Source organism: Aquisphaera insulae (assembly GCF_011064615.1).
Classification (GTDB): domain Bacteria; phylum Planctomycetota; class Planctomycetia; order Isosphaerales; family Isosphaeraceae; genus Aquisphaera; species Aquisphaera insulae.
In genome coordinates, this window is record NZ_JAALJH010000145.1 from 1 (window position 1) to 13396 (window position 13396).

A 13396-nucleotide genomic window follows, 5' to 3' on the forward strand; every position below is an offset into this window, starting at 1 on the left:
CTGAGAAGTCGCCTGGTTCTGGCCGGGAATCTTGCCCGCGATGCTGGAATAGTCTCGATAGAGCAGGGCGTTCCGGATCGCCTGATAGTCGCTGCGAACGGACTCCTTGCCTCGTCGGGGGCCGTGCTGCGCCAGCTTGGACAGGACAGCCACGTTCGGCTGCATCTCCTTCACGTAGAGCCGGTTGACCTTGCTGTTCTTGATCAACTCGCCCTCCACGTCACCCTGATCGTTGCGTTCAATGAGCCTGGTTTCACCGGAGCTGTCGAGTCGAGACAACTGCTCGCTCAGCACGGTTCTGGACGTATACGCAATCTTGTAGCGGACGATATGCTCTCCCTGAACGACGTCGCAACCGAGCTCGACGGGGGCCTCCTTCGACCTGGCATCGAGGAGGAATGGTTCATAGGGGGGGATGACGGAATCGGGCTTCGATCGGGGACTGGATTCCGTCACCAGCCAGGCCAGCGCATGCGCCGCGAGAAGGACCGTCGACTTGCCGGATGCATTCGGGCCGTAGATCGCCACGGAACGCAAGAGACCAAGCGGATCCTCGAAGCCCTGAATGGGAACATGAATCACGCCGCGCTTGCGATCCTCCTCTCGCTTCAGATCCGCCGCGACCATCGACAGTTCGAAGTCATCGCGCAGCGAGCGAAAATTCCTGCCGAACAGGCGTACGAGCATGGTCGTCTCCGGCGAGAGATACGTTCGGCGCGCAGGAAACCTGCGCCGTAGAATTGTAATCCGGCCAGGTCATGTGATCCAGCGCTCGGAGGAGATCAGGCGACTTCGGAGCTGGCTCTGGCCGGCCGAATGGCCACATTCGAGAATCTCTGAAAGAGATCCGCCGGCCGCCTGTGTTCATTCCCGGAGGGACGCGATGGTCGAATCGCCGTTGACGCGGCAGAGCTTGCTGGTGCGGCTGAAGGACCCCGCGGACGGGCGAGCCTGGGGGGAGTTCGTGGCGATCTACGCCCCCCTGATCGATCGGCTGGCGCGGGCGAAGGGCTTCCAGGACGCCGATGCGGCCGACCTGGCGCAGGAGGTCTTCCGCGCCGTGGCGAAGGCGATCGACGGCTACGACCCCGACCCCTCGCGTGGGTCGTTCCGCGGCTGGCTCTTCCGGATCGCCCGCAACCTGATGATCAACCTCCTGGCCGCGAGGCGGGTTCGCCCCGTCGCGACCGGCGATTCCAATGTCCGCGAGCTGCTTGAACAGGTCCCCGCGCCCGACGGAGCGGAGACGGCCCTGTTCGACCTCGAGTATCGCCGCGGCCTCTTCCAGTGGGCCGCCGACGAGATCCGCGCCGAGTTCCGCGAGTCGACGTGGCGGGCCTTCTGGCTCACCGCGGTCGAGGACCGGGAGCCGAAGGACGCGGCCGGGGAGCTGGGCGTGTCCGTGGGAGCGGTGTACATCGCCCGCAGCCGGGTCATGTCCCGATTGCGGGCCGTCATCGAGAAGGTCGAGGGGCAAGCGGCCGAGACATCCTGAACCAGGAAGAGAGTCGGAGGATCATGACCATGCCGGATGACGCGCGGAAATGTGACGCAAGACGCCTGAGGCTCTCCCTGGAGGATCGCCTCGACGATCGCGAGCAGGCCGAGCTGGCCGGCCATCTCGAGCGCTGCAAGCCCTGCCGCGAGGAGCTCGAACGGCTGGCGGCGGCCAGCCGGTTCTGGGGCGAAGCTCGCTCCCTCCGCGACGACGTCCCCGATCCGGACGAACATGCCCGGAACGCCGAGCGGTACGCGACGATCGGCCTGGACCTCGGGCCCGAGGCTGAGGGGACGGACGACGACGATGAGGCCGGCACCGCCTGGCTGCGGTTGCTCGACCCGCCCGACCCGGGCCGTCCCGAGATGCTGGGCCGGCTGAGCGACTATGAAATCGTCCAGGTACTCGGTCAGGGGGGCATGGGCGTTGTGCTGAAGGCGCGGGAGCCGTCGCTCGATCGGATGGTGGCCATCAAGCTGCTCAACCCGGCGCTCGCCCATTCCGCCAACGCCCGGCGGCGATTCGCCCGCGAGGCGAGGGCGGCGGCGGCGGTCGTGCACGACCACATCGTGGCGATCCACGCCGTGGACGAGTTCCGCGGGCTCCCTTACCTGGTCATGCAGTTCGTCGCCGGACGGTCGCTCCAGGAGCGGATCGACGCGACCGGCCCGCTGGCGACGCGTGAGGTCCTCCGGATCGGCATGCAGGCCGCGCGGGCGCTCGCCGCGGCCCATGCCCAGGGGGTGGTCCATCGCGACGTCAAGCCGGCGAACATCCTCCTGGAGAACTGCATCGAGAAGGTCAAGCTCACGGACTTCGGCCTGGCCCGGGCGGTGGACGATGCGAGCCTGACGCAAAGCGGCGTCATCGCGGGGACGCCTCAGTACATGGCCCCGGAGCAAGCTCGCGGCGAGCCGGTGGACGCTCGCTCGGACCTCTTCTCGCTCGGCGGGGTGCTCTACGCGATGATCTCCGGCCGGCCGCCGTTCCGCGCCCCGTCCACGATGGCCGTGCTCCGGCGGATCTGCGACGATCCCCACCGCCCCGTCCGCGAGATCGACCCGGAGACGCCGGACTGGCTCGCGGCGATCGTGGACCGACTGCTCGCCAAGGAGCCGGCCCGACGCTACCAGACGGCCGGCGAGGTGGCCGACCTGCTCGAACAGGGCCTCGCTCACGTGCAGCAGCCCGTCGCGGCCGCGAGGCCGGCCGTCCAGGAAGCGGAGGCTCGCGTCCCCGCGGACCTGGATCTCGACCACGGACTGCCCATCGCCAAGATCCCCCCGCGGAGGCCGAGGCGCAGGCTGGCGCTGGCGGCCGGCGTCGCGCTCGTGGCCCTGGCCAGCCTGGGGGTGGTGCGGGCCGGCGGGATCGCCGAGGTCGCGGACCTTGTTGCCACCGTCCTGCGGATCAAGACGCCCGAGGGGACGCTCGTGGTGAAGGTCGACGACCCCGAGGTCAAGGTCGAGGTGGACAACGAGACCCTCGTCATCGACGGCGCCGGGCCGAAGCAGATCCGCGTGCGGACCGGCCCGCATCGGGTCGTCGCGACCCGGAATGGGCAGACGGTGCGGGATGAGATCATCTCGGTCAGACGCGGGGCGAAGCAGATCGTGGCGGTGGATCTGGAACCTCAGCGAACCATGTCGACCATCTCGACCACTATCACGGAAGACGAACATCCTCCAGCCCCGATCGCTCCCGAGCCGCCGATGCCGCCGGTCGGAATCGGCGAGCCTCCTCATGTGATTCCGACTGTGCCGTCGGTCCCGCCCATTCCGCCCCGTCAGCTCGGACCGAATGCCGCGAGTGGGCCAGGCCTCGGCAATTCGGACGCAATGAAGCTTCCGATCGGCCGCGGGCCCGTCTGGAATCTGTCGTATTCGCCGGATGGCAAGCGGCTCCTCATCGCACAGGAAGGTCGCTACGGGAGCATGTCCGCGCTATGGACGTGGGACATTGAGAGGCGAACACTCAAGGAAGCGACCAGTAATTTCCACCCTTATCGAGTCGTGCATTTTACGAGCGATGGAGGCTCCTTCGTGGCCGGCACGACCGATGGTATGGTTGAGACCGGAGGGCTGTTCCCGGGTGCGAGCAGAGAACGTACCTTTTACGGTTCTTTGATCAACGATCTGGAACTGCTCCAGGACGGGCGAAACGTGGTGATCGGTACGCTGGGAGACGGGGCGATCTTCACGACGGACAATCCCAACATAACGGATCATTTGCGGGATCCCGGACGTGTCTACGCGGTCGCCGCACGCGCGGGAGGAAAGCGCTTCGCTCTCGGCAGCGACGGCGGGAGAATTCTCGTCTACGAGCCGGCGACGAATACCAAGGTGGCGACCCTCTGTGCAAGCGCTGCGCCGGTCGCCTCCCTGGATTACTCGCCCGACGGCAAACTGCTGGCCTCGACGGACGGAAACGGAACAACCAGAATCTGGGACGCGGAGACACACAAGCCCCTGGCCTCCCTCGGTCCGTTCCGTCACGCGGCCTTGTGCGTTCGATTCTCGCCCGACGGCAAGACTCTCGCCGCCTCCGAGAGTGCACCGGAGTCGATTGGCGACAGGGGCCATCCCAGCGAGGTCAAGCTCTGGGACGTCGCGACGCACCGCGAGATTCACTGCATCCCGGCCCACGACGACGGCATCCCGGCCCTGGCCTTCAGTCCCGACAGCAAGATCCTCGCCACCGGCAGCATGGACCAGACGGTCAAGTTCTGGGACGTCGACAGCGGCAAGCTCCGCGAGACGATCATCCCGGGCGAGACGGGCGTGTCAGGCCCGAATGTTCCCGTGCCACCCATTCCGTTGCGACCGTGAGACAGCTCACCAGAGCCGCCGCGTCCAGCCCAGGAGCCCTGGGAACCGCTGGGCCAGCGCGGTCTGGACGTAGGCCCACGACCAGACGATCACCCAGGCGAGGATGACCCAGTCGCGAAGGCCCAGCAGGAAGCGGCCCAGCGCGGGGTGCCTCGCCCTGTGACTGTCTCGAGCCGGGCCTGAATCCGTCGTGGGAGTGGGCAGCATCGCAAGGCTCCTCGATCGGCGAAGCGGGGCACCGGGTCAGGAATCAGATCGGATTGTGCGGCGATTCCGCGTGGTGCACCCGACCCCACCAGCGGATCGCGGCGCGGTGGACGCGGTCGGGCGTCAGGTCGCCCATGCAGGGGTGGCCGGCCAGCGGGCAGGCCTTCTGGTGGCAGGGGCTGCAACTGACCCGGTGGCGAAGGACCAGGGAGTGACGCGACCAGGGCCGCCACTGGGCGGCGTGGTTCGTGCCGCTGAAGAGGATCACGGAGAGCGTGCCGGCGGAGGCCGCCAGGTGGGCCGGGCCGGAGTCGGCCCCGATGAACAGGTCGGCCCGCTCCAGGAGCGCCGCGGTCTGGGTGACGGAGAGCTTGCCGGCGACGTTTCGGAGCCGGTCGTGGCGGGGCAGGGCCTCGCTCAGGGCCAGGTCGTCGGGACCGCCCACCACCACGATCCGCCATCCTTCCTGCAAGAACCGCTGGGCCAGGGCGTTCCAGTGCCGGACCGGCCAGCGCTTGGCCGCGGTGCCTGCCCCGGTGTGGATGGCCAGCAAGGGCGGGACGGCGCCGAAGCGGCCGGCGTGGAGGGCATCTCCGCCCTCGGTCGGGCGTGACGGAAGCAGGCCCGTCAGCGGGGCTCTCGACCTCAGCCATCCGCCCGTCTCGCCCACCAAGCCCGCGCCGACGGGGACCTCGGACCGCCTCATCGCCTTCCGCGGCCAGGCCTCGGACAGGACCCTCGCCGCGGCGGAGCGGTCGCGATCGGTGACGTGGACGACGGCCCGGGAGAGGGGCTCGGCGTCGATCCCGAGCGGCTCCAGGAGCGCCATGCGGGATCGCACCTCGTGGCGGCCGCGGACCCAGTCGGCGACGTCCGTCAGGAGGAATCCGCCTCCGCCCATGATCCAGCCGACACGCCGGGGGATGCCGCCGATCGCCAGGACGAGGACCGTGAGGATATCGCCGCGGACGTCGATGCCGAGGTCGTACCCCTCGCCGCGGATCGACCGGCCGAGATCCCAGACGGCGCGGAGCATGCTCCAGCGACCGGGATAGCGTTCGAACCAGGTCTTCTCGGCGACCCGGACGCGGTCGATCCGGGGGTCGGCCTCGAAGACCTCGTGATTGCTGGGAGAGGCCAGGACGTCCAGGCTCGCGTCCGGATACGCCTTGCGGAGGTTCTCGATCAGGGGGCTGGAGAGGACCGAGTCTCCCAGGTGGTCGAGCTGGACGACCAGGATGCGGGACGGATCGGCGGCGACCCGGGGCGGGCGGAAACACCGCAATGCCCGCATGGCGACGGTCCCCGCCCCGTCCAGGACATGGGCGAGCAATCGCCACCGCAGCTTGCTGTAGCGGTAGCGGCCCGTGCGTACCGGCCTGGGATTAGCTGGCGACCTGATCATACGCCTCCGCCGTTCTCGCCGCGACGCGGGCCCAAAGATACTTCGAAGCGACGAACGCCGCCAGAGCAGGATCGGCCGGCCGCGACCAGCAATCGGCCAGGGCCGCCGCGATCTCCTCCACCCGGTTCGGCCGGGCGTAGGACGCGTGGCCGCCGAAGTACTCGCGCGTGGACCCATACGGGGTGATCGTGATGCTCGCCCCGGCGAGCGCCGCCTCCAGGGCCGCCAGCCCCGGGGTTTCGAACCAGCTCGGCAGCGCGAAGACGCGGGCCGCGGCATAGGCGGAGGCCAGCATCGGGTCGTCGTGGTCGTGGGAGCCCAGCCAGCGGACGAGACCTCCGCCCGCCTCCCGGCAGCGCTCCAGGTACGCCCGATGCTCCGCCGGTGCCGCACCCAGCACCACCACCCGCACGCCCAGCAGGCGGGCGGCGAGGATCAGCCCGAGGGGGTTCTTGCGAGGCTCGATCCGCCCGACGAAGAGGATGAAATCCTCGTCGCCGTGGCGTTCGCGGAAGGCGTCCGGGGTTGCCCTCGCGAAGCGTTCGAGGACGCCGTTGGGGACGACGGTGAACTTCTCGCGATCCACGCCGAAGAGCCGTGCGAGCTGCCGGGCCTCGGCCTGCGAGTTGGGCAGGATCCGGTCGCAGAGCGTGAGCAGCTCTCGGCGCCAGCCCGGCAGGGACGGTAACGCCCGCCGGACACCCCAGGCGGCCAGTCCCTTCAGCCGCGCCGCGAGTCGGCCCTCCAGGTACCAGAGCGCCGCCGGCTCGAACCAGCAGATGGGAGAGAGGACCACCGGCGTGCCTCGGGCCCGGGCCCGTCGGGCCAGCTCCAGGCCCTCGCGGGACATGCCGAAGAGGTGGAGAACCCCCGCGCGATCGAGCCGGTCCGTCCACGGACAGAAGAGCGCGACGGGCCGGCCCAGGTCCTCCAGGTGGCGACCCGTCTGCACGAGTTGGTTCTCGCCGCCGCCCGGCGCCTGGAAGGCGAACGACGGGGCGTGCAGCAGGATCGCGCCATCCCGTCGGGGGAGGGCGGAGCGGGACCGCAGCCACTCCGAGGTGGACGACTCGAGCCCCGGCGATGAGCGCGGCATGATCGCCATCAGTCCGTCCCCGTCCGCCGGAGCTTCCACCATCGCAGGCCCTTCTTGACCCGATCGGAGAGCGTGCCGGTCGACAGCTCTTGCAGCGGTGTCACCGTCTCCCAGTCGATCGCCCTCCGGACCGCTTCGCGCAGCCCCGGCGGACGTCGATCGGGGCAGGGGGGCCGCAGCAGGCCGCCCGCCGCGGAGGGCCGACGCTCGTAGACCAGGTCCTCCGCCCGGATGACGGTCCGAGTCCCGCGGAGGGGGATCGTGCACGAGAAGTCGCCCCGATGGATCTCCATCGCCAGGGGATAGGCCTCGTCCCAGTCCTCGACCTGGATCTCCAGCCTGCCTCCTCCGCGAGGGAGCACGACGAACCTCCGCGAGGCCCGCCAGCGCCACCACCGCGCCATCTCCGTGAGGGTGGTCCGCCAGACCAGGGAGTGACCGTCGAGGACGCGATTGAGGCCGATGAGGACCTCCGGCATGCGTCCCAGCCGGCGCTCGGGATGCCCATAGACGAACGCCGGCTCGCCCGCCGCGATCTTCGCCTCCACCACGCGGCAGAGGTACTCGGCGACGATCCGCCCATCCGCGTCGCCGTCCTCGAGGAAGAGCCCCTCGCAGACGGGGTGGATCGGCACCTGGAGGACGTCGGAGAACCTCGTCCCCTTCCAGGGGAAGAACGGCAGGTCATCGTAGCCGAGCTGGAAGTCCGAGGAGTATTCGTAGCCGAGCGACTCGAGCACGTCGTCCAGCCCGGGGTTCCAGCGCCCGTGCGGCCCCGCGAAGGCGCCGGGGGCGAATCCCCTGTCCCTGAGGATCGCGTCGGCTCGCTCGAGGTTCCGCGCGTTGGCCGTCGCGTCGCGGTAGACGTAGTGGAAGTGGCCGTGCGACTGGGTGTCCTGGCGGAGGAGATCCTCCATCACGACCGGATGATGCTCGTACGCCTGGGTGCTCACGAAGTGTGTCGTGCAGTCGGCCAGGAGATTCCGGGTCAGGGCGAAACGGTGATAATCCTCGGGCACCGGCTCGTCCAGGTCCACCCTCAGATTGAAGGCGGATCGGTACGGGTACGGGAAGGGAGCGAGCCGCATCCATGTCCCGCCCCCGGACTCGACCTGGCCGCGGATCGCGTCGATCAGGGCCCGGCGAATCCACGCCTTCGGATACCGTGCGACGCGTTCGCGGAGCCGCCATTGTCGATATTTCCAGATCGCGCCCGCGGCTCCCTGGTCGACGAGCGCCTCGAACGGATCGACGGGCTCGCCGCGGCGGAAGAGGTCGACGTCGATGGCGACCTGCTCGCGAGTCGTGAGCGACCGGATCTCCGGCCGCGAGGCCGTCCGGCCGTCGTAGAGGACGAACCGGCCGCGGCGGAAGGCGTAGGGATGGGCGTCGCGGATGACCTCATGCGCGATGCCTTCCTGGGCCAGGATCAACTCCAGTCCCGGGGGCGTCTTCCAGAGCAGGAGCGGCAGAGGGGCGAGGATCGGCCGGTAGAGGCTAGACAAGGGAACCTCCCGGGGCCGATGCCACCCAGAGCGTCATCAGTCGGGCCGCGGGGACGCGGCGGAAGAGCCATCGCTCTCGCTCCGCGGGCGAAAGGAGCCGGCGGATCCGTACCCGCTCGAATTCCCGCTCGAGCAGCCTGCGGAGCTGCGACGGCCAGAACCAGCGCTCGCGGACCGGCCCCCACGCGGGATACATCCAGCGGCCTCGGAGCTCGTCCAGGCGCTTCTCCGCCGCGCTCGGCAGCCACGGCCGGCGGGCCGAAAGGGCGGCGACGTTCTTGTCGACGATCGCCAGGATCCCCCCGGGCTTGAGCACGCGGCGAGCCTCCCGGATGCAGGCCTCGCACCCGGCCGGATCCATGTGCTCCAGGACTTCCACGGCGATCGCACAATCGAAGGATCCGTCGCCGAACGGGAGCCGCCGCGCCGAGGCTCGAACGCGAGGCAGTCCGTGCGCCTCGGCCAGCATGGCGGCGGCGATGTCCACCCCGAACACGGTTGCCCCGCGGCGCTGGATCGCGCGGGTGAAACGGCCCTTGCCGCACCCGAGGTCCAGCACCCGCCGGTCGCGAACCGGGCCGATGGCCTCGAGCAGTCCGACCAGTCGATAGTCGTCGTCCGGCACCGCCGCCTTGAACCGCCGCCGCTGGGCGTCGAACTGGCGGGCGACCTCGGCCTCGTGGAGGTTCGTCACGCCGCCCCCCTTGAGAGCTCGATCTCTCGTAGCTTCCAGGTTCGGACCGCCACCGAGAGTCCCGACAGGGCGCAGAACATCAGGCCCTCCAGCCCGTCACGAAATCCCTGGCGGGCCAGGTATAGCTTGAGGAAGACCCAGAAGGGCCGGAGCGTCAAATCCCTCGCCTGGAAGCGCTTGCCGGCCCGGAACAGGTCGCTCGCCTCGAGCGTCGTGTAATGGTCGATCTTGCCGAGGAAGACCCGCATGCAGGGGAGCGACCGATGGCTCAGGACTCCGGCCAGCCGGCCGACGTTCCCGGCGAGATCGACCGTCTCGTGGACCTGCCCGGTCCACCGCCCCAGGTCCCGGCGAAAGAGCCGCAGGGGCAGGTCCCGCTGGGTCCCCGAGTATCCGAACGGCCGGCCGAGTATCTCGCTCCGGATCGGGATCCGGAAGCCGACCAGTCCGTCCGCGTCCGCGCGTCGGATCGCCGAGCGGATCTCTGCCTCCAGTGCCGGCGTGACCCGCTCGTCGGCGTCGATCGACAGGATCCAGTCCCCGGTCGCGAGCTCCCGGCCCGCGTTCCGCTGGCTGGCGAAGTCGTCGAACGCCCGGACGGTCACGACCTCTGCGCCCGCCCTGGCGATTGCGAGCGTGGCGTCCTGGCTCCGGGAATCGACCACGACGACCCGCTCCTCCGCGAAGGCGACCGAGTCCAGGCAGCCCGGCAGGTTGTCCGCCTCGTTCCGGGCCACGATGAGGGCGCTGAGCCTTGGCTCAGACATGGGCCACCGCCTTCCTCAGGCCGCCGGCAAAGGCCCGAAGCGGGAAGTAGGCCGCGTAGGTGATCAGCGCCAGGTCGAGTCGTCCGATCGCCGCCAGGACGATCCACGCGTGCCAGCGGATGTCCGCATGCCCGGCCATCTCCGCCAGTTTGCGGACAGGCTTCCAGAATGAGCGGCGATCACGGCTCGCCGACGGCCGCGGTGCTTGCGCGTCGACCGCGATCGTCCGCTCCAGATCCTCGCCCCCCAGGGACTGCATGACGAAGAGGTACTTGCCCGACGGATAGGCCATCCCCAGGAGGAGCCAACCCACGTTGCCTGTCGAGGTGTAAGCCGACCACGCGATCGCCGCGTGGAGCGCCATGTCGGACAGCTCGTCGAGGACCTGGTCGAGCCAGCGGCCGAATGGGGAGTTCGTCCCCTGGAGCCGCGCGAGGCGGCCGTCTGCCGTGTCGAGCACCAGGGCGAGGGCCAGCATCACGGCGGTGGCCGCCGCGAGGTAGGGGCTCGGGCCGCCGACGGCGACGACCGCGGACGCCGCCAGCATGAGCGAGGCGGCGGCCAAGGTGATCATGTTCGGCCGCACCCAGGTTGGAGCAAGAGCTTCGGCGACCGCCCGCGCCAGGCCGAAGGCCCAGAACCGGCCGAGCGGCTGGTAGGTGAGCCGGCGCTTCAGCTCCTCCTCGGCGGCGGCGAGGCTTCGTCCCTGGTCGAGCCGCCAGACGACGGCCGACTCCACGTCGTGCCCGCGCCGGAGGGCCCTCCGGAGTCGCCCGGCGTCGTAGAGCCGATCCGTCCTCAGCACCGCCGCGCCGGCCTGGGGAGGGCCGGTGGCGAGGATCGCGCGACCGGGTGCGGACTCGGCGACGAGACCCCGGAGCATCGCGTGCTCCTCCTCGCGGGCGTGCACGGCGATCGGTCGATCCTGAGACGCCAGGGGGACGGCCTGTTCGAGCAGCCTCGCGAGCAGGGGCCGGCCGAGCATCGGCTCGACCGCGAGCGGGCCGGATGGCCCGCGCGGCCGGGCGTCGATCACCAGTTGGAGCCCCCGAGACCTCATCCGTCGCCTCCCTGCGGACCCGTCCTCGTCCTCGCCTCCGCGACCCTGGATCCGGCTTTCCGATCGCGGGCGATTCCTTCGCCGTACGCGATCGCCGGAGTCCGGCCGACCCGTCGTGTCACCAAGCGAATCGGCGGAAGAAGGCCTCCTGACGTGCGACCCAGCCCTCGTTGCCGACCCGACGTCGCTGTCGATTCGTGCGGGTCTTACCCCATCTCCGGATCGCGGCGAGGAGCGAGAACGCCATGTCCAGCCTCCCCCGGGCGATCCAGTACATCAGCCTGGGCGGGATCCAGAGAAGATGCCGGACCAGCCTGAGACCGCGGAGGTTCTTCCAGGCGAAGAGGAAGCTGTTGCGGGTCGCTAGCCGGTCGCAGCCCCCCGCGCCGAATGCCGGGCCGAATGAGCCGAACCCGCGGTGAAAGGCGATGGACTGGGGCTCGTAGTATCCGCGATAGCCCGCCATCCAGCCGCGGAAGCCCAGGTCCAGGTCCTCAATCCGTCCCGGAAAGTAGAGCGGGTCGAACCCGCCGATTTCCAGGAAACGACGACGATCCACGGCCAGCACCGGCCCGGCCGCCGCCGTCAGGTCGGCCTTGTGCCAGACCTGCTCGATCCCGGGCACACGACTCATCCCCTGGACCAGGCCGAACCGCGACCGCACACGCGTCCGCATTCCCTCGTAGTCCTTGCCGTCAAACGTCCAGCAGAGGGGCGCGGAGAAGAGGGCGTCGTCGTGCTCCTCGAAGGCGCGGAGCAGGGGGGGCAGGGAGCCCCTCTCCAGCTTCACGTCATTGTTCAGGAGGAGGACGATCGGCTCCTCGAGCGTTTCGAGCACGTCATTGAACGAGGCGAGGCCGAGGTTGTCGTGGCCGATCAGTCCGATTTCCGGCCAGTGCCCGGCCAGCCATTCACGGGAACCGTCCGAGGAACCGTTGTCGACCACGGTCACCGCGCAGGGGACTCCCGCCCCGGCGGCGGCCTCGACGATCGTCGGCAGGCACTCGTCCAGGAGCGGCCGGCCATTGTAGTTGAGGACCAGGATGTGCGTGCGGTCCGTCGTCAAGGGTTCCGTCCCTCGTCCTCCCGGTCCGAGCGGTCCGTGGCGGCACACGCGATCCTTCGCGAGGGCTCTCCACGCCTCGACCGGCATTCGGGGGCATACCTTACGACGCAAGTCCTTGTCGGTCAAGCCGAGCCCGAAGATGGGCGGCTGTCATTCCGGCTCGATTCCGAGCTCGCGAAGTCTGGCGGCCAGACGGTCGGCACGGTCGCGTTCGGCCTGGGCCTTCTGGCGTTCGGCCTGTGCTTTCTCACGTTCGGCCTGGGCCTTCTGGCGTTCGGCCTGGGCGAGCTTTTCCGCGTCCTGGGCTTTTCGGATTTCTGCCCGCGCCCTCCGCTGGGCGACCTTCGCCTGGCGGCGGGCCTCGTCGCGCTGTTGGGCGCTCGTCAGGGGGGAGATGAAGGGTTGGTCGTCGGGTCCCAGGATCGTGAGCGATTCGCGTCCCGATCCGACCTGGAACTGGATTCGCAGGAGCGGGCTTCGGAACGCGTTGATCCGGGCGATACGTCGGAGTCTCCCGGACTCCTCGTCTCGTTTCCAGCCGGAGAGCTTGCCGGTTTCGGGGTCGTAGTAGTAGTACTCGCGGACGCCGTAACGGTCGTAATAGCGTAGCTTGCGAGCCATCTCGGCGGGCGTGTTGTTGGGCGAGTGGACCTCGAAGACGACGTGCGGAGGGATGCCCCCCTCGACCCATTGCCGATACGATCCGCGATCCCCCTTCGGCCGGTCGAGCGCGACCAGGACGTCGGGCGCCATGCAGTTGTTCCTGTCGCCCTCGACGGGATACCACAACAGGTCGCCCGCGATGAACACGTCTTCCCTGTCGCGGAAGGCGTACTCGAGTCCCTCCTTGATCAGGACGATCCAACGATACTGAATCGTGTTGTCCGCCATGGGCCGACCGTCGCTGTCGGGGTAGACGACCTCGGGGACCATCGTCGGCCGGGAGATCGCGCTCATGAATGACCTCGGCTTCTCGTGCCAGGGATGCGGAACGCTTGTCCTCTCCACCCTACCCAGGTAGTTTACTCGATCGGGCGGGACGGTCCAGCGCGGGATCGACCGCAGGACGGCTTGAGGATGACCCGAACGTGGGTGCTACCTAACGTGCCATCCCGGCTTACCGTGGGATGTTGGAAAGTGGGTCCTGGCGGCCCGGAGGCGGGGTCGGGACTCGACCGTTTCTGTTGCGCCCTCCGAGGCCCGTGATGCGGCTGGGAACACGGCCCGGGCGCGGTTGGCAGCTCGCGCCGGGCTCGGCAGGAGCCTCGCC

General features: G+C 69.3%; 12 protein-coding genes. 2 read left to right on the plus strand and 10 right to left on the minus strand.

Annotated features, from left to right (window positions below):
- A partial coding sequence (locus tag G6O54_RS35135) for an AAA family ATPase (protein ID WP_165235058.1) occupies nucleotides 1-687 on the minus strand: 687 nt, incomplete at its 3' end.
- Nucleotides 688-883: 196 nt separating this feature from the next.
- On the opposite strand from G6O54_RS35135, the gene G6O54_RS35140 reads away from it, so the two are divergent.
- Both G6O54_RS35140 and G6O54_RS35145 read left to right on the plus strand, forming a co-directional pair.
- A complete protein-coding gene (locus G6O54_RS35140) occupies nucleotides 884-1495 on the plus strand; it encodes an RNA polymerase sigma factor (protein WP_165235061.1) in 612 nt (203 codons plus the stop codon).
- Between the two features lie 23 nt (nucleotides 1496-1518).
- Nucleotides 1519-4326: a serine/threonine-protein kinase gene (locus G6O54_RS35145; RefSeq protein ID WP_165235064.1), complete on the plus strand. Its 2808-nt coding sequence runs from the start codon at nucleotides 1519-1521 to the stop codon at nucleotides 4324-4326.
- A gap of 6 nt (nucleotides 4327-4332) precedes the next feature.
- Here G6O54_RS35145 and G6O54_RS35150 read toward each other — a convergent pair whose 3' ends face one another.
- The 9 genes from G6O54_RS35150 to G6O54_RS35190 all read right to left on the minus strand — a co-directional run bounded on the left by G6O54_RS35150 (nucleotide 4333) and on the right by G6O54_RS35190 (nucleotide 13083).
- Complete coding sequence (locus G6O54_RS35150; RefSeq protein WP_165235067.1) at nucleotides 4333-4533, minus strand: hypothetical protein; 201 nt, start codon at nucleotides 4531-4533, stop codon at nucleotides 4333-4335.
- 43 nt (nucleotides 4534-4576) lie between these two features.
- Nucleotides 4577-5938: a glycosyltransferase family 9 protein gene (locus G6O54_RS35155; protein WP_165235070.1), complete on the minus strand. Its 1362-nt coding sequence runs from the start codon at nucleotides 5936-5938 to the stop codon at nucleotides 4577-4579.
- Entirely contained in the window at nucleotides 5919-7076 is a 1158-nt protein-coding gene (locus tag G6O54_RS35160) for a glycosyltransferase (RefSeq protein WP_165235073.1), read from the minus strand. The genes G6O54_RS35155 and G6O54_RS35160 overlap by 20 nt, the downstream gene beginning before the upstream one ends.
- A complete protein-coding gene (locus G6O54_RS35165; RefSeq protein ID WP_165235076.1) occupies nucleotides 7043-8539 on the minus strand; it encodes a polysaccharide deacetylase family protein in 1497 nt (498 codons plus the stop codon). The genes G6O54_RS35160 and G6O54_RS35165 overlap by 34 nt, the downstream gene beginning before the upstream one ends.
- On the minus strand, nucleotides 8532-9233 hold the full coding sequence (locus G6O54_RS35170; RefSeq protein WP_165235079.1) for a class I SAM-dependent methyltransferase: 702 nt from the start codon (nucleotides 9231-9233) through the stop codon (nucleotides 8532-8534). Before G6O54_RS35170 ends, G6O54_RS35165 begins: the two co-directional genes overlap by 8 nt.
- Nucleotides 9230-10000 carry a glycosyltransferase family 2 protein gene (locus tag G6O54_RS35175; RefSeq protein ID WP_165235082.1) on the minus strand — a complete coding sequence of 257 codons (771 nt, stop codon included), beginning with the start codon at nucleotides 9998-10000 and terminating at the stop codon, nucleotides 9230-9232. The genes G6O54_RS35170 and G6O54_RS35175 overlap by 4 nt, the downstream gene beginning before the upstream one ends.
- Nucleotides 9993-11060 carry a CDP-alcohol phosphatidyltransferase family protein gene (locus tag G6O54_RS35180; RefSeq protein ID WP_165235085.1) on the minus strand — a complete coding sequence of 356 codons (1068 nt, stop codon included), beginning with the start codon at nucleotides 11058-11060 and terminating at the stop codon, nucleotides 9993-9995. The genes G6O54_RS35175 and G6O54_RS35180 overlap by 8 nt, the downstream gene beginning before the upstream one ends.
- A gap of 118 nt (nucleotides 11061-11178) precedes the next feature.
- Nucleotides 11179-12126 (minus strand): glycosyltransferase, encoded by a 948-nt coding sequence (locus G6O54_RS35185; RefSeq protein ID WP_250847235.1) that lies wholly within the window; start codon nucleotides 12124-12126, stop codon nucleotides 11179-11181.
- A gap of 150 nt (nucleotides 12127-12276) precedes the next feature.
- Nucleotides 12277-13083, minus strand: a complete 807-nt coding sequence (locus tag G6O54_RS35190) for a Uma2 family endonuclease (RefSeq protein ID WP_165235091.1) — start codon at nucleotides 13081-13083, stop codon at nucleotides 12277-12279.
- Nucleotides 13084-13396 lie beyond the last annotated feature (313 nt).